The following is a 22,203-nucleotide window of genomic DNA, read 5'->3' as shown; positions in this document are numbered from 1 at the left end:
TTACACGGTACGGGCGCGCAGTAGGCGCACAGGCACGAAGGGGGCGATTCTGTGGAGGTTCGGGAAGACGACCCCCAGCTCAAAGACCGGGTTCAGCGGCTCATGCAGTTCCTGCAGGAACTGGTCAAGGCGCGGACCAAGCCGGTCCGAAACCTCCGCCTCCACGACGACATCATCTGGCTGAACGAGAGCCGTCTCTCGGTGTCAGTGGATTTCGAAGTCACCGCAGGTGAAGTAGTGATTCGGTCGCGGCGGGTTGCGTTGGAGGAGCCGCCCGAAGTACCCCGGGACCTTCGAGAGTGGATCCAGGGCGATCCCACAGACTCGAGTGCCTCGTTGGAACTTGTACCCAACGCACCGGCCGTCGAGGGCGAATTCACACGGTGGCTGTCCGAGTGGCGAATGTGGGCTCAGCTCGACCAGGAGCGACGGCCGTATTGGGAGCTCTACCGGGCGCTGCAGCACGCCTTGCAGGAGGTGGTGTCGCGCCCCGAGTCCGTCGAGCTGGTTCTGGCTTCCGGGCTGTTGGAGCTGTCGGCAAAGGTCGCCGGCGAAGACATCTGCACGCATATTATTACGCAGCCAGTTTCCGTAGAACGCGACGAAACCACCGGGGACCTACTGGTACGGCTCAATGCCGACACTGCGCCGAGGCTCGAGGACACACAGCTGCTGACTGGTCTCGAGGTGTTCGACGTATCGGGTTCACGCGCTCTCCAGGAGCGGTTGCACGAAGCGACGTCTCCCGTCGATGAGAACATCCTCGTTTTCCTCAAGGAATGGGCCGCGCGTGCGCTCACCACGAACGTGGAGGTCGAAGAGAACGGGACGGACTCGCCGTCGGGTCGCGTCCTAACTCCGTCACCAGCACTGGTACTGCGTAAGCGAGGCGCGTTCGCACTGGTTGAGTACTACGAGACGATGATCGCTGCTGCGGAGCGCAACGACAGCACCGTTCCGCTGGGACTTGCGCAGTTGGTGACGGCCATCGAGCCGAATGAGCGAGTCGCGTGGCTCGAGAGGACAGGCTCCGCGCCGTCAGCAGCTCTCGCTGAAGATCCGTTGTTTCCCTTGCCCGCCAACCGTGAACAGAGCGAGATCATCGAACGACTCGCGGACGATAGCGGCGTCGTAGTGGAAGGTCCACCCGGAACAGGCAAGACCCACACCATCGCCAACCTCGTCTCAGCGTTGCTCGCGAACGGGCAGCGTGTCCTCGTCACCAGTGAGAAGTCGCAGGCGCTCCGGGTACTACGAGACAAATTGCCGGAGGAGATGCAGGAGCTATGTGTCTCCATCACGGATATCGGACGGGGTGGCTCCGATGAGCTCAACAAGAGCGTTGCCGAGATAGCTACCCGGAAAGCATCATTCAGTAAGAACGATGCCGAGTCTCGGATCGCCGATCTCACCGACAAACGTCGTCAGGCACTGAGTCGCCGCGCGAAGATTACCGAAGACATCCGAGCCCTGCGTGAGTCCGAAACGTTCCAGCACCCGGAAGTGTCACCGGGGTACTCAGGGACTGCCGCAGCAATCGTTCGAGAGGTCACCAACCAGGCGGAGCAGTTCGACTGGCTCCCAGGTCCGGTCAACGCTGACACACCCCCGCTCACCAGTGACCAGTTCCGAACCCTGATCGCGCTGACCCTCCGATCGAGCCCAACCCGCGCGGGGCGGCTCGACCAGTCGTTGCCCGCCGTCGACCACCTTCTTCCCCCACTACCCGAGTTGCAGCAGCTGTGCACGCGGGCGTCCATCCGGCCTGCAGATATCAATCCGGGCGCCGCACAGGTTCTTCAGTTGCTCGGCGGAGCACCGGCACCGACGCTGATGGATGTGCAACGCCGGTGCGAGCGCCTCCAGGCCAAGGTTGCCGAAGTTCGAGCCTTTGAGCCGGCGCTCCAGAACGCGGCCGAGGGTGTGCTGTCGGGTCACACCTCACATCTATGGTCGAGGACCGCGGAGGTCCCTGCCCTGCTCGACATGGCCAAGGGCGCCGACGCCTTCGTCGGCCCGCGACTCGTCGACACACCTGTAGTCGGTCGTCGCGCTCTGAATGCCTACGGCGCGTTGGCCGTCGCAATGGAAAAGGGTGTGGAGTGGCGAACACGTTTTCGTAAGAGTGATGAACAGAAGGCCGTCGAGGAGCTGGGCGCACTGGCGACAGTGGACGGCGAAGACGCCGCGACCGCAGAATCGGCGCGCATAGTCACTGAACACCTTCGTGCACTCGACTGCGTGCAGAGTGCCGCAACACTCCTCGGGGATCTCGGCATCGTCGTCCACGTAAACGGTTCACGCACCGTCCAGATCAATGAACTGCACCGGACGGTCGCGCAGATCAGGCACGTCGATGCGCTCGTCGCCGAGGCAAACGGTCTGGTGGAGGTATTGCTCGGCATCAGCCCTGCCGCGCCTCGGATCCGAAGCGTCTCGGATGCACAAGCACTCGCGGCCGCGGCCGGTGCCGTCGCGGCGACTCATGACGCGGACGATGCCCGCAGCCGAATGAGTCAACTCAGTGCCGAGGTGTCGGCGGTGTGTGGTGGAGCACCAGCCCCTGAGTGCGTTGATTTGATCGAGGGGCTCGGCTCGGCAGACTTCGACGAAATCACCCGAGCGCTCTCCGATCTTGCGACGGCTGGGCAGCAACAAGAAGAAGAGCGATACTTGAACACCCTGCGCGGGCAGGTCGAGGGCAGCGCTCCTGCACTGGCGACGCTGATCGCCGAGACCGCGGATGACGAGAGATGGTCGACGCGCCTCGACAACCTCGACCAGGCGTGGGCCTGGCGCCGCGCTCACACCTGGGTGCAGCGCCAGCATGAGGTGGGCCGAGACAAGCAGCAGGAATTGGACCTCGCGACGGCCGAAGCTGATATCGCCCAGCTGACGGCGCGGCTGGCGGCGGAACGAGCCTGGTTGGGTTGTCTTCAACGGATGACGGCAACCGAAGTGCAGGCCCTGCAGGCGTACCGCGGGCATGTGTCGGCGATCGGCAAGGGCACCGGCAAGTATGCCGAGACCTATCGCGCTTCGGCTCGTGAAGCGATGCAGATCGCGCAGCGTGCGGTGCCCGCATGGGTGATGCCGCTCCAGCAGGTACTCGCGTCGATTCCGCCGGAACCTAACACCTTCGACGTCGTGATCGTCGATGAAGCCAGCCAGGCCGACATCAGCAGTTTGTTCCTGCTGTGGCTCGCACCGCGAGTGATCGTCGTCGGCGACGACAAGCAGTGCGCTCCCAGCGAGGTATCGTCGGGTGCGCTGGACGGAATATTCGACCGCCTCGACATGTATCTGCACGACGTGCCGGGCTACCTCCGCAACAGCTTCACCCCCCGCGACAGCCTGTTCTCCCTGCTACGGACCAGGTTTGGTCAGGTTATCCGGCTGCGCGAGCATTTCCGCTGCATGCCCGAGATCATCAACTGGTCCAGCAACCAGTTCTACCGCGACGCGCCGCTGGTGCCCGTACGCCAGTTTGGCGCCGACCGGTTGCCGCCGCTGCGCACCACCTATGTGGAGGGCGGGGTCGTTACCGGGAGAAACGCCACACTGTCGAACAGGCCCGAAGCGCTCGCCATCGTCGATGCCATCGAGGAATGCCTGTCCGACAATGCCTACGACGGCAAGACCTTCGGTGTCGTGGTGCTCCAGGGGCAGTCACAGGTGGACGTCATCCAAAACGAGCTTCTCAAGCGCCTGGACATCGACGTGTGGGACGAGCGCCGGCTTCGCATCGGAACACCACCCGACTTCCAGGGCGACGAGCGGCAGGTCATCTTCCTGTCGATGGTGGTCGCACCCGAACAGCAAATATCGGCGATGACGAAAAACGACTACCAACGCCGCTACAACGTGGCTGCCTCACGTGCGCAGGACCAGCTGTGGCTGTTCCATTCGAGGACGGCAGATTCGTTGCGCTCGACCGACCTACGGCATTCGTTGCTCACCTACATGCAGTCGACCTCGCCGGCACCGGCAAATCCGATGCCGGCGGGGGTAACGCGAGACGAGCGCCACCGAGACTTCGACAGCCTCTTCGAACAGCGCATCTACCTCGACCTCGTGGCACGCGGATATCACGTGAACCCACAGGTGGAGGTGAACAATCGCCGCATCGATCTGGTGGTCACCGGTGCAGCCGGTCGGCTAGCGGTCGAGTGCGACGGCGACGCCTTCCACACATCACCGGAACAGGTGCGCGGCGACATGGAGCGCGAACGAGAACTCCAGCGTTGCGGTTGGGAGTTCTGGAGGATCCGCGAGTCGGAGTACTACTTGGATCCCGTCGGTTCGCTGAGCGGGCTGTGGGCTCAGCTCGACAAGCGCGGGATCTCGCCCGGGTCCGTCTCCACAGCGGAGTCGGTCTCGACCTCGACGTGGACGCCACCGGTACTGCCCGACGACGAGTCACTCGCCGAGGACGTGGCTGAGGCGGAGCTAGCGAACGTGCTCCCCTCAGAGTCACTGCCCGTCCCGTTGCCAGCTGAGCCGACGGTGGACGTCGATCTGGTTGAGCGGGTAGTGCACCTGGCCGAGCCGGCGGTCACGACGCCGGAACCGGCAGAAATAAAGCCTCCGGCACCGATAGTCGCCGAGGTCGAGACGTCAGTACCCGAGGTAGTTTCTGACCCCTCTCCAGCGGTTTCTGCTTCGGCATGGGAAGTGATGCCCGAAAGCGCAATTCCGCGACCTGACGACTACCTCTTCACTCGACTACTCGCGGCAGCGAAGTCCGGTCCGGTGTCGACCGCCGAGCTCACTGAGCTGTGGCGACTCGACCGTGCGCAGATCTGGTCGGCGCTCCGAAAGCTGGCGCACAAGAATCTCATGGACAAGGTGGGGCGTAAGCCGGACATCCGCTACGCACTCGCCGAACCTCTGGAGACGGAATCTGACACACCCGTCGCACCTTCCCGTTCGCGTCCCGAGCCCGGTCCCCAGGAGTTCTCCCCGCGGCTGCTGCGCACCCTCATCGTCGCCGAGGTGAAGAAGGGACCGGTGACTCGGACCGATTTACACCGACGACTGCCGGCTGACGACGTGTTGATGCGGGAGACACTGGACGCATTGGTGTCCGAGGAAACACTCGCCATCGCCCAAGGGAAGTACGTCCTTTCCGAGGACCGCATGGCGTCCGACGCGGTGGGGGCGGGCCTGCCTTCTGCGAAACGTGCTTCTGCAAAGAGTGTGCTGACCGCCGCCGCATGGACGAGCCCGGTGACGATGGAACGCGGCTCTCGCATCACTCGGCTCCCGGACGGCGAGCTCTCGGCCCTCCTCGCCGAGCTGGAGCGGGAAGGCTTGCTGCGTAAGCGTGCCGGTGCCGACGGTCCGGAATGGGCCAGGCCGTGACGGCATTCACGGTTGCCGCCGAACGCCTCGAGCTGCGCGCGTGGCAACAGGAAGCGCTCGATGCGTGGAATGCAGCGGGTCGCCGTGCGGTGGTCGAAGCGGTGACCGGCACGGGTAAGACCACGCTCGGTATCGTCGCCGCCGCAGAGGCGCTGTCTCGCGGATTGTCGGTGCTGGTGGTGGTTCCCGGCATAGACCTCCTCGACCAGTGGCATCGGGCAATTCGGGAGGCGTTGCCGGGTCGTCGTGTCGGTCGTCGTGGTGCCGGGTCGTCGGATAGTTTTGCGAACAGCGACATCCTCGTGAGCACTGTGCAATCCGCGATCCAGCACAATGCGCCCACGCCGACTCGTCAGGCATTGTTGGTCGCGGACGAGGTCCACCGGTACGGCGCCCTGACTTTCTCACGTCTACTCACCGATGAGTTCACCGAACGGTTGGGACTCACCGCCACATTCGAGCGCACCGATGACGGCGTCGAACAACATCTTCTGCCGTACTTCGAGGCTGTCATCTCGGGATGCGACTATGACCGAGGACACCGCGATGGCATTCTCGCCCCGGTCCGGGTGATGTTGGTTGCCGTACCCTTCTCGGAGGCGGAACAGGGCGCCTACTCCGAGCTCGACGAAACGGCGAAGCGTGAGCGCGGCAACCTGATCCACAAGTACGGCTGCGCGGGGGAACCCTTCGGCGAATTCATGCGCGAGGTACAGCAACTCAGCGAAGGCGGCGCTGATCGCGCCACGTGGGCGGCCAGGAATTACCTACGTGCGTTCTCGCAGCGACGTGCACTGCTCGCCGCTGCAACAGGAAAACTCGAGACGGTTCGGGAGCTCGGGGGCGTGCTGGCACAGACCGGACGCAGCATCCTGTTCTCCGAGACCAAGGAATCGTCGCGTGCGGCTGCGGAGGTGCTTCTCGAGGAAGGCGTGCTTGCGGCGCCGTATACGAGTGACCTGTCCCGAACCGACCGCACCACGCTACTGGGTGCGTTCAAGAGCGGGGCAATGAAGGCCTTGGTCGCCCCGAAGGTGTTGGACGAAGGTGTCGACGTTCCGGAAGCTGATGTGGGCGTCATCCTCGCCAGCAGCAAGAGTCGGCGGCAGATGATCCAGCGGATGGGTCGCATCATTCGTCCGAAGCAGGACGGCCGACACGCGTCCTTCCTCGTACTGTTCGCCAAGGGGAGTGCGGAGGACCCGGAATTGGGTGCTCACGGCACGTTTCTCGAACAGCTGACGGGTATCGCGTCCGAGCTGATCACCGTCGACGCGGATCAGGCGGCGGACGTTCTCCGTGATTGGCTCGGTGGGGTCGAGTCGTTCGACGGATTGTCTGTGGATTCGTCCGACGCCGTTTATCGGGAAACTGCTGAGCGACTGGTGGGGGAGGCAGACTCTGTGGAGCCCGCGGCGGTCACTCTCGGTTCTGCCGGCTCTGAGCTGCGGGCTGTCCTGAGCCGAGTCGCGGAGAACCCGCGCGCCGACGACCTCGATATCGTGTTGACAGGATTGTCGGTGCTCGAACCGGACCAAGTTGGTGTCGTGATCTTGCGGTTCGGGCTAGGTGGTCACCGGCCGATGAGTCAGACGGAGGTAGCCGCGACGCTCGCGCTGACGGCGGTCGACGTCGGCCGGATGGAGTCCACCGCGATGAGTCGGCTCGAGAAGCCCGACGTTGCCGACGTGCTGGCGAACCTGCTGTAGCCGCGGTGCCAGTCCGTGTCGGATCCACACGCTAGTTTGTACATTGTTGAAAGTTGCAGCAGGAAAGGGCCGTCATGACGCACGTGGTCGCGACCATCAACCTCAAGGGTGGGGTGGGGAAGACTACGACCACGGCTGCCCTCGGTGAGATGCTGTCCGGCGAGTTCGGGCAACGGGTACTGCTCATCGACCTCGACCCTCAGACCAACCTGACGATGATGATGATTGGGGAGAGTCGCTGGGGCGAGCTCGACTCGCAGAGCCTCACCTTGGCGGCATTGTTCGAGGGGGCGATGTCAGCTGGCGGCAGCGCCTTCGAGTTCGACGTATCGAGCATCATCCAGCGTGCCGTGTCGCCGTTGCGCAAGGTGCGGACGGTGGATCTCCTTCCGTCCTCGCTGAAAATGATTGGTCTGCAGGAAAGGATCGCGGGAGCAGGGTTCGTGTCGAATGACTCGACGGGCATCCTCCTGCGCGCACTGAAGCCCGTCATCGATCAATACGACTACGTACTGATCGACTGCCCACCGAACCTCGAGACCATCACACTCAACGGATTACGTTGCGCGGATGCGTACATCATTCCCACCATCCCCGATGTGATGTCGACCTACGGGATCGGTCCGGTTCAGGAACGGATCGCGCAATTTGGCGAGCGCTGGGGACGGCCAATCGTCGAACTGGGTGTGGTGATCACCAAGTACCGGAAGGCGTCGCCGGTCCACCGAAACACGGTTGACGACCTGAACCGGAGAAGGGACATCACGATGGTGTTTCCATCCCTGATCCCGGAGGCGAATCAGATTGCGGCGGCTGCAGAGTATGCGGACTTCGGCACTCTCCGACAGAAGTACGGAGCGGAAGGTCAGTTCACCGCACTACGGGATCTGGCACAGGATTTCATGGCTACGGCAAAGGTGAGGTTGGGATGGGCGTAGGAGAGACACGCGGGAGAGACCTGACGGTCGACGAGCTGCGACTGCGGCGGGTCACCTCCGATGCGGAGACGTCGTTGGTGACGCTCGGCAAGGCCCATCCTGAGGTTGCGGTGGCCCTGGCTCGAATGGTCCAGGCGGTCGCGGACGAAGCCGCTCGTACGCCGCGCTTCGCGAAGGCGTTGGGTGAGGCACTCACCGCCGGTGGAATTCAAGCGCCTCCTGCCTCACCCAAGCCTGCCGCCGCGCGTAACACGACCACGCGTTCCAAGGGTGTCCTCGATCCGTTCTCGGTGTTCGAGGTATCGGGTGAAGCGGGCCTGCGGGCACGATTGAAGACGCTGAACGCGGAGCAGTTGAAGGACATCGTCACCGAGCACTCGATGAACTATGACAAAGCCGCGATGCGTTGGAAGACTCCGCCGCGCTTGATCGATCGGATAGTGGAGCGGGTGCAGGCCCGCGCCACCAAGGGCGATGTGCTGCGGTAATTCATGATCACAGTCGATCGGTACGACGGCTTCGACGGGCAGGTACTACTGCATGGCGGGTACGTCTGGATAACACGGGAAGATCTCGCGCCGTCAGTGGCGTTGGCATTTGCCACTGCGCCGCGGCGATTGCCGATTTCGGAGATCGGTGAAGTACGGCTCACGGGCGGAACAACTTCCGAGTTTGGAATTGTCTACATCATCGAGCGGGGTTTCGACCTCGACGTGTGGTCGGACAGGCGAGGCAAGATTGGTCATCCCGACGCCGTGCGTTACTACGCCGGCTCGAATGACGCGTTCGAGCAGCTGGCTCGTTCGCTCAGGGCGCTCGACGTCACCGTCGTCGTTCGGGCTTCCCCTGTCGAGCGCGTGGTCGAAGGGCTCGATGGAGTCCCTGTCGAGCCTGTGTATCGTCCTCCAATGCCGCAGGCACCCAAGCCCGCGGCACATTCGCAAACAGGGCTGCAGCAGAAGGGCGCTGCGGAGCAAGAGGGTGCACCGCAACCCACGCGATCGTCGAAGCAGGCAGCTCCGCGTCCAAAACCGGGTGTCGTCGACAACGCGAGCAACAGCAAGACTGCCCTTCCTCCCGAATTGGACGACGGCGATCCGGGTGCAGAGGCGGCCACCGACGTCGACGAGTATGAGACTGTCGATTCGATTCGCGCGTATTCGAAGTCGATCAAGAAGCGCTCCCTACTCGTGTCGGGAGACGAATCCGAGCTCGCGGAGCGGATCGAGGCCGGGCTCTATGCGGCTTATCTCCTGAAGGAGGCCGAGGACGCCGGCGAAAAGTTGTCCGACCAGCGACACCGCGACCTGCATCGGGTGTGTCGTGACGGACAGCATGCAAAGAGGCGGTTCCTCGAGGCGAACTTGCGGTTGGTCGTATCGATCGCTCGTCGGTACCAGGGCAGGGGACTCGATCTTCTCGATCTCGTTCAAGAAGGCAACCTGGGATTGATCAGGGCCGTCGAGAAGTTCGACTACAAGACCGGATTCAAGTTCTCGACCTACGCGACGTGGTGGATTCGGCAGGCGATCACTCGTGCCTTGGCCGACCAGTCCAGAGTCATTCGAATTCCGGTGCACATGGTCGAGCAGATCGACCAGCTGGGCAAGGAGCGTGCGCGCCTGACGAAGGAGACCGGGCGGGAGCCGACGCCGAGCGAGCTCGCGACTGCGCTGGACACCACAATCGAACACATCGGTGATCTGGAAAAGTACGACCAACGGGTGCTGAGTCTTGATGTGCTCACCGACAATGCTGAACACGACGGGCTCGATTTCGAGGACGACCTGGCCGTCGTTGCAGAAGAAGTCGCTGAGCGGAGACGTTTCTACGAAACGCTGGAATCGGTGCTTTCGCCGCTGTCCGAGCGGGACGCCCAGGTCATCCGACTCCGGTACGGGCTTACAGGATCGGATCCGTACACCCTCGATGAGATCGGAAAGATCTATGGTGTTACACGAGAACGAATCCGGCAGATCGAGTCCAAGTTGCTGAAAGCAATGAAAGAGGAGTCAGTCGCAGACATCCTGCGACCCTTCTACGACTCACTGTGACCAGTGGCGGGAAGGCTGAGTAGGTGGAGGAACGGTTGATGGCGGACATCTCTCAGGGCGCCGATGTGGCACCGGATTTTTGATACACGTCTGCGTAGCGAGGCGATGAGATTCTTGGCAGTCCGCACAAATGACGGTCTCGATTCGATCAGTAGACAGGAACTGCTCGACTTCTCTATCGACGGTGAAATGTTCCGCCTGATGGATCTCACTCGCGGTATTCGCAAGCCACGCCAGCTCGCCTCCGCGCTATCAATCAGTAGGCGTCCCGTGGAGTGGTGGGGTTTGGGACTGAGCGGCGCGGCTCCGACGTAGAGAGGGCCATCGGCGGGATCTTCGGTGTGTACGGCCAAGCACGCATCGAAGAAAGAGGTCCACCGATGGCCCTATCCCAGTCTGCCCTGTCCGAGCTACTCGACGCATTCCGTGCCGGAGAAGGTGTGGATCTGATCCGTGAATCGGTCCGGATGGTCATGCAAGAACTGATCGAAACCGAAGCCATCGAACAGATCGGCGCCGGCCGCTATGAACGCACCGAGGCCCGCACCACCGAACGCAACGGGGCTCGCTGGTGACCACCTGCCATCTGCTCGGGTGGTGGACGCCATGAGTGGACACAGGGTCAAAACTACTCAGCGATCCCTCTCGGCACGCCTGGGGTCTTAAGGCCTGGGCTAGCGGAGGGCTCAGGCGATTTTCCCGTACGTCGATCGGAAAGTCGCGTCGGACAACCACCGCTTAAAGCCATCGTTGTCGCTGAACTGCTTGAAGAGTTCAGTATCATCCGAGACGAGTGCGAGCATGACGCGAGCCAGCGCTCGGTCGTGCTCAACGCGAGCATTTGCCGGGTCGTTGTTCATCTTCGCGTTCTGATAGGCCTCATCTTCAGCGACCTTGCGTGGGATCTCTTCGGTGATGAGGTGCTGGACTCGGTCTTCGTCGGTCCAAGGTATGTTGCCGAAGAGGTCGTTGAAGGACTGGAGGATCGCCGACAGACGGTCTAGCTCCGGCTCGGTTATGTGACCCCCGCTCGAGGCTGGCACGGGTTCGACAGCACCCTCCTCGTCAGCCAGGGCAATCCTCATGACTTCCCGCTTCTCAAGGCGGTAGGACTCCATGTCGATGGTTTCAAGGATGCCGGCCGATAGGTCGTCCTCACGCGGCGCAGGGAGCTTCGGCACGAGGTGGTCGAGGAAGATCGATAGTTTCTCCCATGCAGCTACACCAAAGGGCATGACCGTAGAGAGGAAGTTGTAGGTCCGCGCGAAGGCCTTCGCGCTGCCCTTGAAGGTGACCTGGTCCTCTTCCTCCGGCATCTCGAGGTACTCGGCCACGCAGGTGTCGAGGATTGGGTCGAGCTGGTCGCGTTCGGCACCCGCGAGGTAGAGTTTGACGAATTTGTCCACGCTCTCTTGCGTGTAAACGGCGAAGCCGTTCAGCTCGGAGACCAGGTCGTGGAGCTTGTTGGGATCCGTCTCCTGACTAAGGACGGTCGTTCGGTAATACGGTGCGAATGCCCGCTCGATGCCCTCCGCGTCGTTAGCGAAATCGAGCACGAATGCATCGCGCTTTGCCGGATGGGCGCGATTGAGTCGTGACAGCGTCTGGACTGCCTTCACACCCGACAAAGTCTTATCGACGTACATTGTGTGGAGCAGCGGCTCGTCATAGCCGGTTTGGAACTTGTCCGCGACGACGAGGATTCGGTTCGGATCTTCCTGGATGTGGTCGGCGATGTCCTTGGAAGGAAAACCGTTGAGGCTTACTTCTGTGACCTTGATGCCCTTGTACTCATGCTCGCCGGAGAACGCGACGATCGCCTTATAAGGGCTCTTGCAGTCGGCGAGGTAGGTGCTGATCGCGTGGAAGTATTCGATGCAGCGCGAGATGCTGCTGGTTACCACCATCGAGCGTGCCTGGCCCCCGAGCTTGTGCTTGGCGATGACCTGGCTGTGGAAATGATCGACCATGATCTCGGCTTTGAGGCGGATCGCGTGCTCATTGCCCTCCACGAAGGTACGCAGCTTCTTCGACGCGCGCTTCACGTCGAATTCTGCCTAACTGGGAACTTAGGAGGGTTGCGTGAGCGCCAGCACACGGGCGGAGGGGACCTGGTGGATCACGGCGTCTACGACCTGAAGCAGCAGAAGATGCATGCTGTCCTGGGTCTCGTCAACCGGACATCGCGTATCACGCCTCACACCCGAAGAGTGCTCGGGTCGACACCTACGCCCTCTGGATGAGCGAGCGCTCCTCAACTGGCGGTGTGTGTGCTGAGGTGCGGGCTCCGCTGGTAACTATGCCTCGCGGTACGTGATCTGCACCCGCCACCTCAGGGCCGCGGTCGGGCGCAAAGTATTCTCACGTAACAACTTCCAGTAAATGCCCCGGACGCGCGATCGTGTCCGGGGCTCTTGCGGTTCTCCAGGAGCCTTGGGTCAATCGTTTTAGTACTCGGGCTCCATGCTTTGCGTGAGGGTCCTCAAAGTCCTCAGTTTTCTCGGCGCACTTGCGAATTAGGGGTGGATGAGTGCTGGCGTCTTAGTACTGCAACGACAGTTTGTGACTGACGGGACTTTTGTGGTAATTGATCTAGGGTGCAGTCAGAGGTGCTGGAGTGGTCAGCGGGGTTCACCGCGTTCTGTGCGCGGTTCGCCCACCGGTTTTCGCGGGTGGAGTCGCGGCGGCGGATGGCCGCGTATGTGCGCGGACTGCTCGGTGAGGTCGAACGTAAGAACGGATGGACACTGGCGGAGGCGGCCGGTGATACGGGCCCGGAGGGCATGCAGCGGCTGCTGAACTTCTACTCCTGGGACTGCGAGGGGCTTCGTGACGACGTGCGTGAGGTCGTGGTCGAGACGATCGGTGACGCCGACAAGGGCGTGTTGATCGTCGACGAGACAGGATTTTTGAAGAAGGGCACCCGCTCGGCCGGGGTGGCCCGGCAGTATTCCGGCACGGCCGGACGTATCGAGAACAGCCAGATCGGGGTGTTTCTCGCCTACGCCTCCGACCGGGGCCGGGCGCTGATCGATCGCGAGTTGTATCTTCCGAAGGCCTGGACCGAGGACCGCGATCGGTGCCGGACCGCCGGGATCGGCGACGAGGTAGCTTTCGCGACGAAACCCGAACTGGCGCAAACGATGATCGAACGAGCCCTCGACGCCGGGGTGCCGTTCGGGTGGTTTACCGGCGACGAGGCCTACGGGCAGGTCGGCAAGCTCCGGCTCTGGCTCGAATCCCGTGGTGTGGCCCATGTTCTCGCCGTTCCGAAGTCGCAGATGGTGATCTCGATGGAGTTGCGCCAGCGCCGCGCCCACGCCGTGATCGCCGACCTGCCGGCGACCGCGTGGCAGCGGATCAACTGCGGCGACGGCGCCCACGGACCCAGGCTCTACGACTGGGCGGTCGTCGACATTCGGCCACTGCGCGAACGGGGTAGCGGCCACTGGCTGCTGGCCCGCCGGTCGATCACCGACCCCGACGAGATTGCCTACTACATCTGCTATGGCCCCGCCGACACCGAACCCGCCGAGCTGGTCCGGGTAGCTGGCAGTCGCTGGGCGATCGAGGAGTGCTTCCAGACCACCAAGAACGAGACCGGACTCGATCACTACCAGGTGCGCGGGTACCCGGCCTGGTACCGGCACATCACCTTGTCGATGGCCGCGGCTGCCTTCCTGACCATCCTGCGCCGCGGCGCTCAAAAAGGGGATCTGAAACCGGTACCCGAGATCTAATACCTCTGACAATCAACGAGATCCGGCGATTGTTCAACCGCGTCGCCTGCCCAGTCCAACACGCCCTCGTCCACGTCTGGCACTGGTCGAACTGGCGCCGCGCCAGCCAGGCCAGAGCCCGCGCCAGCCACTACAAACATCGACATCACAAACTGTCGTTGCAGTATTAGAGCGTGTCTCATGTGGATGAAGTGACCTGTGGGACATAATGTGACGCGTGGTAGATGAGTTGTCACTGAGGTTGGTTCCGGATGCGTTGTGGGAGATAGTCGAACCGTTGATTCCTCCTTTTGTCGCCCGGCCGCAGGGAGGTGGCAGTGCGCCGGCCGATGACCGGGCGGTGTTCACCGCGATCGTGTACGTGCTCACCAGCGGATGTGCGTGGCGGCACCTGCCGCCCTCGTTCGGGGTAACCGTGCCGACCGCGCATCGACGGTTCAGTGCCTGGGTGCGGGATGGGGTGTTCGAGAGACTCCATCGCGAGGTGCTCGATCGACTCGGTAGCGCGGGCGAACTCGACTGGACGGCAGCGATCCTGGACGCGGCAAGCGTGCGGGCGAAAAGGGGGGCTCACTGACGGGTCCCAGCCCGGTCGACCGCGGTAAGAAGGGATCGAAGATCCACGTCCTGTCCGAAACGAATGGAATCCCACTGGTCGTGGGCGTGACCGGGGCGAACACCCATGACAGCACGATACTGCAACCATTGGTGGCAGCGATTCCGGGCGTGAAGTCTCGGCGCGGACCGCGCCGACGCAAGCCGGGAAAGCTTCGCGCCGACAAGGGCTACGACTACGACATTCACCGACGGTGGCTGCGCGAACGAGGCATCGTCCCGCGGATCGCCCGCCGCGGCATCGAGCGAAACGATCGCCTAGGCCGGTACCGATGGAAGATCGAACGCACCATCGCCTGGCTCACCGGCTACCGGCGCATGACCATCCGCTACGAGCGCCACGGCGAACACTTCGCCGGCTTCCTTCACCTCGCCGCCGCACTCACCTGCTTCAAGAAGCTCCCCACATGAGACACGCTCTTAGTAGGTGCGCCGTGCCTCGACATACCTTCCCTCGATCGCGTGGACAAGTAGGTCGATCAGGACATCCGATGTCAGTGGGTCCTCGTTATAGGTGTACTTCGGCGCGGGACGCTTCTACGCCGGCCACACCGGGCTCGGATTCGCGATGCTGATCGTGAACATCGTGCTGACGGTGATCAGCCTCGGCATGTGGCTCTTCGTCGCGTGGATCTGGCCCTCATCGACGGAATCGTGCTTCTCGCGGGCGAACCGAAGGACAAGAACGGACTCCCAATGAGGTAGCAATCATGATGAGACACTGCCTCGCAATCGCGCTCGCTGTCGCACTGACCGCTTGTGGTGGCGGCACGTCCGCGCCGCCTTCCTCAGTAACGGCGACAACAGCGGCCACCGTGACAACCACCACTGCCGCAGCGCTTCCTCCAGGTACGACAGATGCGCTACCGACGTCACCGGTCGTAACGGACGCCGACGAGGTAGTCGTGACCCCTGAGCAGGTCGAGGATGAGCCCTTCGTCGTCGAGTGCTACGAGGGCACGCCTGGGCCGGCTCTGTGGAGCGACGGAACGACGTCCTTCTCGCAGTGGTGTTTTGATCAACTCGGCGGCGAGCGTTACCTCGAAAGTGAACGCCAGGCGAACGCGTTCGAATGTGACGGCGCCACTTGCCGCAATCCGTACACCAGCGGTTCGTACCCTGACCCGGCAGCAATTGCCTCGGACGTGGAAGAGCGAAGCCGAGCGGATGCCGAGGCAAGTGGTTGCGCGACCGGAGGCTGCCTCGAGGCGTATCGCGCGTGCCGCGACGGTCTGGTCAGTGGAGATGGTTGCGCCTATTGGGGATTCTAGGGACCGACCACGCACATTTTCGGTCCGCGAGAGCGGCGAGCACGAAGCTCGCCGCTCTCATCCGGGCTGGTCGGTCGGGGAGGGGGACACTCCAGGTGTCACGTGCTCACCGACCGGTGAGCGCCCGGGCCTGATCTGTCAAAGCGACTGTCGCCGCGCGCAACTCGTCGATCGAGTTGAGTGGCTCCGCGTATCCGACGCGAGTCACGGCCACGCCGCGGGGGGTGGTGACCCGCAGGTCCAGTCCGTAGCGGTCGGCTCCTTCGCAGGTTGCCGTCTTCGCGTCGGGGAAGCCGCCGAGCGCCTGGGCCATCGCGCGGAGGGCGTCGGCGTGGTCGGCGTTGAGGTGCTCGATCGCCGGGCCGGCATGCGGGGTGATGGGGTCTGCCGTCGCGGCGGCGTAGGACTCTTCGCTCGCGGAGTCCATTCGCCCGTAGCCGCCGACCCATCGCACACGCTGCACCCGCAGCACCCAGAGGGAGAAGTCGCTGAAGTCGATGTAGACGTGCGCCGCCGGGACGGCGGCCAGGTGCGCCTCCCGGGCGGCGGCGAGTTCGTCGCCTTCCGGGCGGTAGACGTACCCGGCGAGGGTGATGCGGGTGCTGGCCAGCGGATCGGACGGCGGGTTCGGCGCGACGATCGCGATGCTGGCGCGGGGATCGTGCGCGAGGTTGCGGCCGTGCTCGGCCATCTGCGACACACACAGGACGGGGGAGCCGTCGAGCAGACCGTAGGTGACGAACGACGCCCACGGGTCGCCGTCCCTGGTCAAGGTCGCGAGGGTGCCCACATTGGTCGTGGCCGCGACCGTCCGGGCCTCCTCGGCAGCGGACGGACGGGCCGGGTTGGCGACCTCCTCCAGCGGCGGCGGCACGGTCGGGGCGTCACCGGGATCTCCGTGATCAAGGTTGGTCATTCGTTGAACGGTACCCCGCCGCAAATTGCCGGTGGCATTGCCGTCGACCTGCGCTTACCGTTGAACTGAGGGCTCGATCGCCGAGTGGCTATGCGAGTGCGACCGGGTCCTCGTGAAGCGTGATCGTGGGTGATGCGAGATGACCGCGTTGGGCGTGCTGGCGCTGGTGCTGGGTGTGCTGTTGATCGTCGTCGAGGCACACGCACCGACCGCGGGTGTGCTCGGCGGGCTCGGGGCACTGTTCGTCGGAGCCGGGGTGTGGCTGCTGTTCACGTCCAGCGACACCGCACAGATGATCGCCATCCCCGCGGCCGCCGGAGTCGCGGTGGTCGGAGTGGGTCTCGCCGTGGTGGGCGGCCGGAAGGCACTCGCCGCCGGGCATGCGCCCGTGCGCACCGGAATGCAATCCCTCATCGGATCCGACGCCACCGTCCGCAACTGGAAAGGACGGCAAGGTCAAGTCGAGGCCGCCGGAAGCCTGTGGAAGGCGCAAACACTGTTCGGGGACGACGAGACACCGACCGCGGGCGACTCCGTGATCGTCGAGCAGATCCGCGGACTCACCCTCACCGTCCGCCGCCGCGAGCCCTGGGAGTTGGAACTGTGACCACCATCATCGTCATCCTGTGCGTCGTCATCACCCTCCTCGCCGTCGTCGCGAGCAGCTCGATCCGGGTACTGCGCGAGTACGAGCGGGCCGTCGTGTTTCGGCTGGGCCGGCTGGTCGACCTGAAGGGCCCGGGACTGGTGCTGCTGATCCCGGCGATCGACCGGATGGAACGGGTCAGCCTCCGGACCGTGACCCTGAAGATCCCCGTCCAGGAAGTGATCACCCACGACAACGTGCCTGCCAAGGTCACCGCCGTCGCCTACTTCCGGGTGGTCGACGCCGACCGGGCGATCGTGGAGGTCGAGGACTTCCTGGCCGCCACCCTGCAGATCGCTCAGACCACTCTGCGCTCGATTCTCGGCAAGGCCGACCTCGACGCCCTGCTGGGCGAGCGGGAACGCCTCAACGAGGACCTGCAGAAGGTGATCGACCAGCAGACCGAGCCGTGGGGTGTGAAGGTCACCACCGTCGAGATCAAGGACGTCGAGATCCCCGCCAACATGCAACGGGCCATCGCCCGGCAGGCCGAGGCGGAACGCGAGCGTCGCGCCAAGATCATCAACGCCGAAGCCGAGTTCCAGGCCTCCGCGAAACTCGTCGAGGCCGCCGACGTCATCAGCCGCAACCCCACCACCCTGCAGCTGCGCTACCTGCAGACCCTCAGCGCCATGGGCGGCGAGAACAACTCCACCGTCGTCTTCCCGATGCCCCTCGACCTGGTCCGCCCGTTCCTCACCGCGGCCAAGGACGCGGCAGCGGCGGACGACGGCGACGAGCGCGCCCGGTTCGAGGCCCAGGCCAACCTCGCCGCGATGATCCCGCCCGCGGGCCCGGAGACGCGCACACCGCACCACGCACGAAACTGACGTCGTGCCCCACCGTTCACCGTCCGGCCACCGCGCGTGCCCCGGGAGGTGACCGGAGTGCGCTTGGCTAGGGTGGACCAACAGTGGCGTCCACCCGGGCACCTGCCCCCGTCGGGGCGAGCGGAAGCGAGAGACCGATGAGCGGCACAGAGGCAGCCGACATACGGACGGCCGAGTATCCGCGACCGTCACATTTCGTGCTGCACCTCAGCGACACCCATCTCGTCGACGACGACCTGCTGTACGGGGCCGTCGACAGCGAGGCCACCCTGCGGCAGATCTTCACGGAGATCGAGTCGTCGCACGCCCGCCCGGACGCCCTGGTATTCACCGGCGACCTCACCGACCGCGGTCAGCCGGGCGCCTACGAGAAGCTGCGGGCGATCGTCGAACCGGTGGCGGCGTCGCTCGGTGCGCAGGTGATCTGGGCGATGGGCAACCACGACGACCGCGGCCACTTCCGGACGGAACTGCTCGGGCAGGAACCGTCGTACGAGCCGATCGACCACGTCTACGACGTCGACGGACTGCGCATCGTCACCCTCGACACGACCGTGCCGGGACATCACCATGGGGAGATCTCCGAGAGCCAACTGCTCTGGCTGGCACAGCAGCTCGCGGTTCCGGCACCGCACGGGACCATTCTGGCGCTGCATCATCCGCCGGTGCCGTGCGTGCTCGACCTGGCGGTGCTGGTGGAACTGCGTGACCAGCTGCGCCTCGCCGACGTGCTCCGCGGCAGCGACGTCCGGTCGATCCTCGCGGGACATCTGCACTACTCGACGACGGCGACGTTCGCGGGCATCCCCGTCTCCGTCGCGTCTGCCACCTGCTACACCCAGGACCTCAACGTCCCGGCTGGGGCGCTGCGCGGACGCGACGGCGCCCAGGGGTACAACCTGGTGCACGTGTACCCGGAGACGATCGTGCATTCGGTGGTCCCGATGGGCAGCTACGACACCGTCGGCGAATACGTCACCGCCGAGGAAACCGAACAGCGGCTCGCGGCCGAGGGCGTGCGGATCCCGGACACCGGGGAGCAGGCCGTCATGCGGGTACGGGTGTAGTCAGCCCCTGCGCGGGAACTTCTCCCGGTACGCCATGACGTCGGAGAGCCGGAACCGGCGATGGGTGCCGCGCATCTCGATGGGCAGCGCGCCGGAGTCGGCGAGCCGGCGCACATAGGTGTCGGAGACGCCGAGGATCTCCGCGGCCTGCGACGTGGTGAGCAGGTCCGCGACCGCACCGAGCGCCACACTCTGCCCGTCGGCGAGGAGCGTGAGCAGTTCGAGCACCGCGTCGCGCGCGGGGTCGGTCAGCACCATTCCGTCGAGGGTGACGATCGGCGACGCGTCGAGGGCGGTCCGGAGCTCGGCCGCGACCGTCGAGTCGAGCGCGGAAACGATGTGGTCGATGCTCATGGGTTTACGATCTCATGAGCCCGGACGGCGAGGCCTCGCGGCGGTAGTCTTGCTGTGTGGACGAATTGCACGATCCCGACGCCTTCGAACTCGCCCGTGCCGGCCAGATCGACGTGACCCCGGAGATCGACGAGATCGGGGAGCTGCTGCGCAAGTCCGGCCGCAAACACGCCATCGACGACACCGACGAGCCGTGGCGGCACGGGTACCCGTACGACGAGAAGATGACGCGGCGGCAGTACGAAAATCGCAAACGCAAACTGCAGATCGAGCTGCTCAAGTTCCAGGCCTGGGTGAAGGAGAACGGCGAGAAGCTCGTCATCATCTTCGAAGGCAGGGACGCGGCCGGCAAGGGTGGCGCGATCAAGCGGTTCACCGAACACCTCAACCCTCGTGGCGCGCGGGTGGTGGCGTTGGAGAAGCCCACCGAACGCGAACGCACCCAGTGGTACTTCCAGCGGTACGTGCAGCACCTGCCCGCGGGCGGGGAGATCGTGATGATGGACCGCTCCTGGTACAACCGGGCCGGCGTCGAACGCGTCATGGGTTACTGCACCCCCAACGAGTACCTGGAGTTCACCCGGTCTGCGCCGGAGTTCGAGCGGATGCTCGTGCAGTCGGGCATCCACATCGTCAAGTTCTGGTTCTCGGTGGGCCGCGAGGAGCAGCACGCCCGGTTCGTCTCCCGCAGCACCGATCCCGTCAAGCAGTGGAAACTGTCACCCACCGACCTCGCCAGCCTCGACAAGTGGGACGCCTACACCGAGGCCAAAGAGGCGATGCTCTTCTACACCGACACCCCGCAGGCGCCGTGGACCGTCGTGAAATCGAACGACAAGAAGCGCGCCCGGATCGAGGCGATCCGCTGGGTGCTCCACAAATTCGATTACACCGGCAAGGACCCGCGGGTGGTCGGCACCCCCGACCCGCTCCTCATCGGTTCTCCCGCAACGGTCTACGACGAGGGCGAGCGCCCGGAAGACGCGTTTCCCGCCGTCTGATCAGACCCCGGTCTCCCACGGCGCCGGGATGGGGAAGTAGTTCTCCAGGAACTGCGTCACCTTCCTGGTCCGCAACTCCAGGTCGATCTCGGGTGCGCTGCCATCGTTGAGACAGAAGAAGTCCATCGACCGCTTCGCGAGCAACGAGTCCATGTCGCGGAGCCCCGACTTCATCGTCGTGTCGACGTACTTCACCCGCGCCGAGGTCTGCACCACCGCGCGACCACTCATCAACGCGTAGTAGTGATACAGCGAGTTCGTCACCGAAATGTTGGTGCTGGCAAGGAAGGTGCTTGCGGCCGTGGCGGCGAACTCGTCGGGGAACTCCTTCTCCATCTCCTCCATCACGCTCTTGCGGAGCGGGGTGGCGGCATGTTCGAGGTGCCGGGTGGTCATCAGACCGAAGCGGTCCTGCAGCAGCCGGCGATTCACGCGGGCCGCGTTCTCGAAGCCGCTGCGCTCGTCGTCGTTGTGGCCCAACCCGATTCGGGTGGTCGCCTCGATGAACATCGTGATGCCGCCGGGGGAGAAGAACATCTGCGGACCCACCGAGCGGCCGAAGAACATGTCGTCGTTGGAATACAGGAAATGCTCGGCGAGACCGGGGATGTGGTGCAGCTGGCTCTCGACGGCCTGCGAATTGTGGGTGGGCAGTACCGACGGGTCGGCGAAGAACTCCTCGCTCGGCATGAACGTGACCCGCGGGTCGTCGGCGAGCCACGCCGGACGGTCGGAGTCGGTGGCCACGAAGATCCGGCGGATCCACGGCGCGTACATGTGCACCGAGCGCAGCGCGTACTTGAGTTCGTCGATCTGCCGGAACCGGGCGGCCGAGTCGTCGCCCTCGCCGACCACGTAGCTCTGCATCCGCTTGGCGCGCTGCGCCTGGAACTCCGCCGACGAGCCGTCCACCCAGGAGAACACCAGGTCGACGTCGAAATTGATGTCCGACGCATGGTCGGCGAACATGTTCTCGATGGTGGGCCACACCCGCCCGAACCGCTCGACGGTGCCGCGAACCGCCTCCTCCGAACGCACCACACGCCGGGTCAGGGAGTTCTCCATCGGCAGCACGATCTCGTCGTCGCTGATCGACCACAACTCGATCTGCACCCCCGTCGACGCCCCGTAACTCAGGCCGCTGGCCAGGTGCACGCGCGGACGGAACAGCCGGAAGATGCGGGCCTTCGACGTCGCGGACAGGCTGCCGTCGGACACCAGGACCGCGGGACCCTTGGCGTCGACGGTCTTGGAGTAGCACGGACGGTCCTCACACGCGGCGACCAGGGCCGCCCGTAACGCCTTCCGCTGCGCCCAGTTGACCGCGATGACCGGGCGTTCGTCATTGCCCCGCACCAGCAGATACTCGATCCCGGCGCCGTCGAGGACGTCGCGGACGAACAGCAGGTCCTCGACCATCGCCTCGTGCGGTGTGGTGTGCGTGATCGGCAGCGCGAAGCGGCCCTTGAACCGGACCACGTCGGCGCGGTCGCGCAACCTCGACGCCGCGGCGGCGGAGGCATGGGCGACGGCGTCCGCGGTCTCCTGCTCCGGGGGTACGAAGTAGACGTCATGCGGAGCGGAGGATTGAGTAATGTCGGGCCTTTCGGTGGCTGTCGCGAGTGCGATCCTGCCCAGTCTAGGCGCTGTGGTGCGGCTACCGCCTTCGAGTAAGCGTCGGACGCGAAGTACCACGTC

The 22,203-nt window shown here is 64.2% G+C and carries 16 protein-coding genes and 1 pseudogene; 13 read left to right on the top strand and 4 right to left on the bottom strand.

The window, feature by feature from the left end; genetic code table 11:
- Window positions 1-51: 51 nt before the first annotated feature.
- The 6 genes and pseudogenes from RHA1_RS08140 to RHA1_RS08110 all read left to right on the top strand — a co-directional run.
- Window positions 52-5,364: a PDDEXK-like endonuclease domain-containing protein gene (locus RHA1_RS08140; protein ID WP_011594619.1), complete on the top strand. Its 5,313-nt coding sequence runs from the start codon at window positions 52-54 to the stop codon at window positions 5,362-5,364.
- Entirely contained in the window at window positions 5,361-7,073 is a 1,713-nt protein-coding gene (locus tag RHA1_RS08135) for a DEAD/DEAH box helicase family protein (protein ID WP_237726855.1), read from the top strand. Before RHA1_RS08140 ends, RHA1_RS08135 begins: the two co-directional genes overlap by 4 nt.
- Before the next feature lie 74 nt (window positions 7,074-7,147).
- Complete coding sequence (locus RHA1_RS08130; protein ID WP_011594617.1) at window positions 7,148-8,011, top strand: ParA family protein; 864 nt, start codon at window positions 7,148-7,150, stop codon at window positions 8,009-8,011.
- A complete protein-coding gene (locus RHA1_RS08125) occupies window positions 8,002-8,499 on the top strand; it encodes a hypothetical protein (RefSeq protein WP_011594616.1) in 498 nt (165 codons plus the stop codon). Before RHA1_RS08130 ends, RHA1_RS08125 begins: the two co-directional genes overlap by 10 nt.
- A 3-nt stretch (window positions 8,500-8,502) precedes the next feature.
- Window positions 8,503-10,065 carry a sigma-70 family RNA polymerase sigma factor gene (locus RHA1_RS44510; protein ID WP_011594615.1) on the top strand — a complete coding sequence of 521 codons (1,563 nt, stop codon included), beginning with the start codon at window positions 8,503-8,505 and terminating at the stop codon, window positions 10,063-10,065.
- Window positions 10,066-10,445: 380 nt separating this feature from the next.
- A pseudogene (locus RHA1_RS08110) lies at window positions 10,446-10,634 on the top strand (transposase); the annotation flags it as partial.
- Between the two features lie 117 nt (window positions 10,635-10,751).
- Here RHA1_RS08110 and RHA1_RS08105 read toward each other — a convergent pair.
- Window positions 10,752-12,110, bottom strand: a complete 1,359-nt coding sequence (locus RHA1_RS08105) for a type I restriction enzyme subunit R domain-containing protein (protein ID WP_011594612.1) — start codon at window positions 12,108-12,110, stop codon at window positions 10,752-10,754.
- Window positions 12,111-12,662: 552 nt separating this feature from the next.
- Between RHA1_RS08105 and RHA1_RS08100 the strand changes: the two genes are divergently transcribed.
- The 3 genes from RHA1_RS08100 (at window position 12,663) to RHA1_RS45845 (ending at window position 15,691) form a co-directional block, all read left to right on the top strand.
- Window positions 12,663-13,805: an IS701-like element ISRhosp2 family transposase gene (locus tag RHA1_RS08100; protein ID WP_081437414.1), complete on the top strand. Its 1,143-nt coding sequence runs from the start codon at window positions 12,663-12,665 to the stop codon at window positions 13,803-13,805.
- 217 nt (window positions 13,806-14,022) lie between these two features.
- Window positions 14,023-14,831, top strand: a protein-coding gene (locus RHA1_RS45850; protein ID WP_193384926.1) for an IS5 family transposase whose coding sequence is annotated in 2 segments (ribosomal slippage) — window positions 14,023-14,365 and window positions 14,365-14,831 — 810 coding nt in all. Because the reading frame shifts where the segments join, the coding sequence is not laid out codon by codon here.
- Between the two features lie 494 nt (window positions 14,832-15,325).
- Entirely contained in the window at window positions 15,326-15,691 is a 366-nt protein-coding gene (locus RHA1_RS45845) for a hypothetical protein (RefSeq protein WP_237726854.1), read from the top strand.
- A 106-nt stretch (window positions 15,692-15,797) separates the two neighbouring features.
- On the opposite strand, the gene RHA1_RS08080 is transcribed toward RHA1_RS45845, so the two are convergent.
- Window positions 15,798-16,607: a HugZ family pyridoxamine 5'-phosphate oxidase gene (locus tag RHA1_RS08080; protein ID WP_011594605.1), complete on the bottom strand. Its 810-nt coding sequence runs from the start codon at window positions 16,605-16,607 to the stop codon at window positions 15,798-15,800.
- Between the two features lie 139 nt (window positions 16,608-16,746).
- Between RHA1_RS08080 and RHA1_RS44505 the strand changes: the two genes are divergently transcribed.
- From RHA1_RS44505 to RHA1_RS08070, 3 genes are all read left to right on the top strand, one after another.
- Window positions 16,747-17,214 carry an NfeD family protein gene (locus tag RHA1_RS44505; RefSeq protein WP_050787262.1) on the top strand — a complete coding sequence of 156 codons (468 nt, stop codon included), beginning with the start codon at window positions 16,747-16,749 and terminating at the stop codon, window positions 17,212-17,214.
- Window positions 17,211-18,083: a slipin family protein gene (locus RHA1_RS44500; protein ID WP_016883005.1), complete on the top strand. Its 873-nt coding sequence runs from the start codon at window positions 17,211-17,213 to the stop codon at window positions 18,081-18,083. The genes RHA1_RS44505 and RHA1_RS44500 overlap by 4 nt, the downstream gene beginning before the upstream one ends.
- A 137-nt stretch (window positions 18,084-18,220) precedes the next feature.
- Window positions 18,221-19,150, top strand: a complete 930-nt coding sequence (locus RHA1_RS08070; protein ID WP_041811241.1) for a phosphodiesterase — start codon at window positions 18,221-18,223, stop codon at window positions 19,148-19,150.
- Here RHA1_RS08070 and RHA1_RS08065 read toward each other — a convergent pair whose 3' ends face one another.
- The gene (locus RHA1_RS08065) at window positions 19,151-19,504 is read right to left on the bottom strand and encodes a helix-turn-helix domain-containing protein (protein WP_011594602.1); all 354 of its coding nucleotides are present in this window, start codon (window positions 19,502-19,504) and stop codon (window positions 19,151-19,153) included.
- 56 nt (window positions 19,505-19,560) lie between these two features.
- Between RHA1_RS08065 and ppk2 the strand changes: the two genes are divergently transcribed.
- Window positions 19,561-20,505, top strand: coding sequence for a polyphosphate kinase 2 (gene ppk2 / locus RHA1_RS08060; RefSeq protein WP_011594601.1), 945 nt, complete (start codon window positions 19,561-19,563; stop codon window positions 20,503-20,505).
- Here ppk2 and RHA1_RS08055 read toward each other — a convergent pair whose 3' ends face one another.
- Window positions 20,506-22,200, bottom strand: coding sequence for a stealth family protein (locus RHA1_RS08055; RefSeq protein ID WP_011594600.1), 1,695 nt, complete (start codon window positions 22,198-22,200; stop codon window positions 20,506-20,508). It abuts the gene before it with no gap.
- Between the last annotated feature and the right edge of the window lie 3 nt (window positions 22,201-22,203).

Source organism: Rhodococcus jostii RHA1, assembly GCF_000014565.1.
In the GTDB taxonomy this organism is placed as follows: Bacteria; Actinomycetota; Actinomycetes; order Mycobacteriales; family Mycobacteriaceae; genus Rhodococcus_F; species Rhodococcus_F jostii_A.
Note: the sequence above shows the minus strand (reverse complement) of the source record. Positions and strands in the feature narration are given on the sequence as shown.

Excerpts from the sequence above, each read along its gene's own strand:
- RHA1_RS08080 (WP_011594605.1), bottom strand. The coding sequence starts at position 16,607 with ATGACCAACCTTGATCACGGAGATCCCGGTGACGCCCCGACCGTGCCG.
- RHA1_RS08130 (WP_011594617.1), top strand. The coding sequence starts at position 7,148 with ATGACGCACGTGGTCGCGACCATCAACCTCAAGGGTGGGGTGGGGAAG.
- RHA1_RS44505 (WP_050787262.1), top strand. The coding sequence starts at position 16,747 with ATGACCGCGTTGGGCGTGCTGGCGCTGGTGCTGGGTGTGCTGTTGATC.
- RHA1_RS08065 (WP_011594602.1), bottom strand. The coding sequence starts at position 19,504 with ATGAGCATCGACCACATCGTTTCCGCGCTCGACTCGACGGTCGCGGCC.
- RHA1_RS44510 (WP_011594615.1), top strand. The coding sequence starts at position 8,503 with ATGATCACAGTCGATCGGTACGACGGCTTCGACGGGCAGGTACTACTG.
- RHA1_RS08125 (WP_011594616.1), top strand. The coding sequence starts at position 8,002 with ATGGGCGTAGGAGAGACACGCGGGAGAGACCTGACGGTCGACGAGCTG.
- RHA1_RS08070 (WP_041811241.1), top strand. The coding sequence starts at position 18,221 with ATGAGCGGCACAGAGGCAGCCGACATACGGACGGCCGAGTATCCGCGA.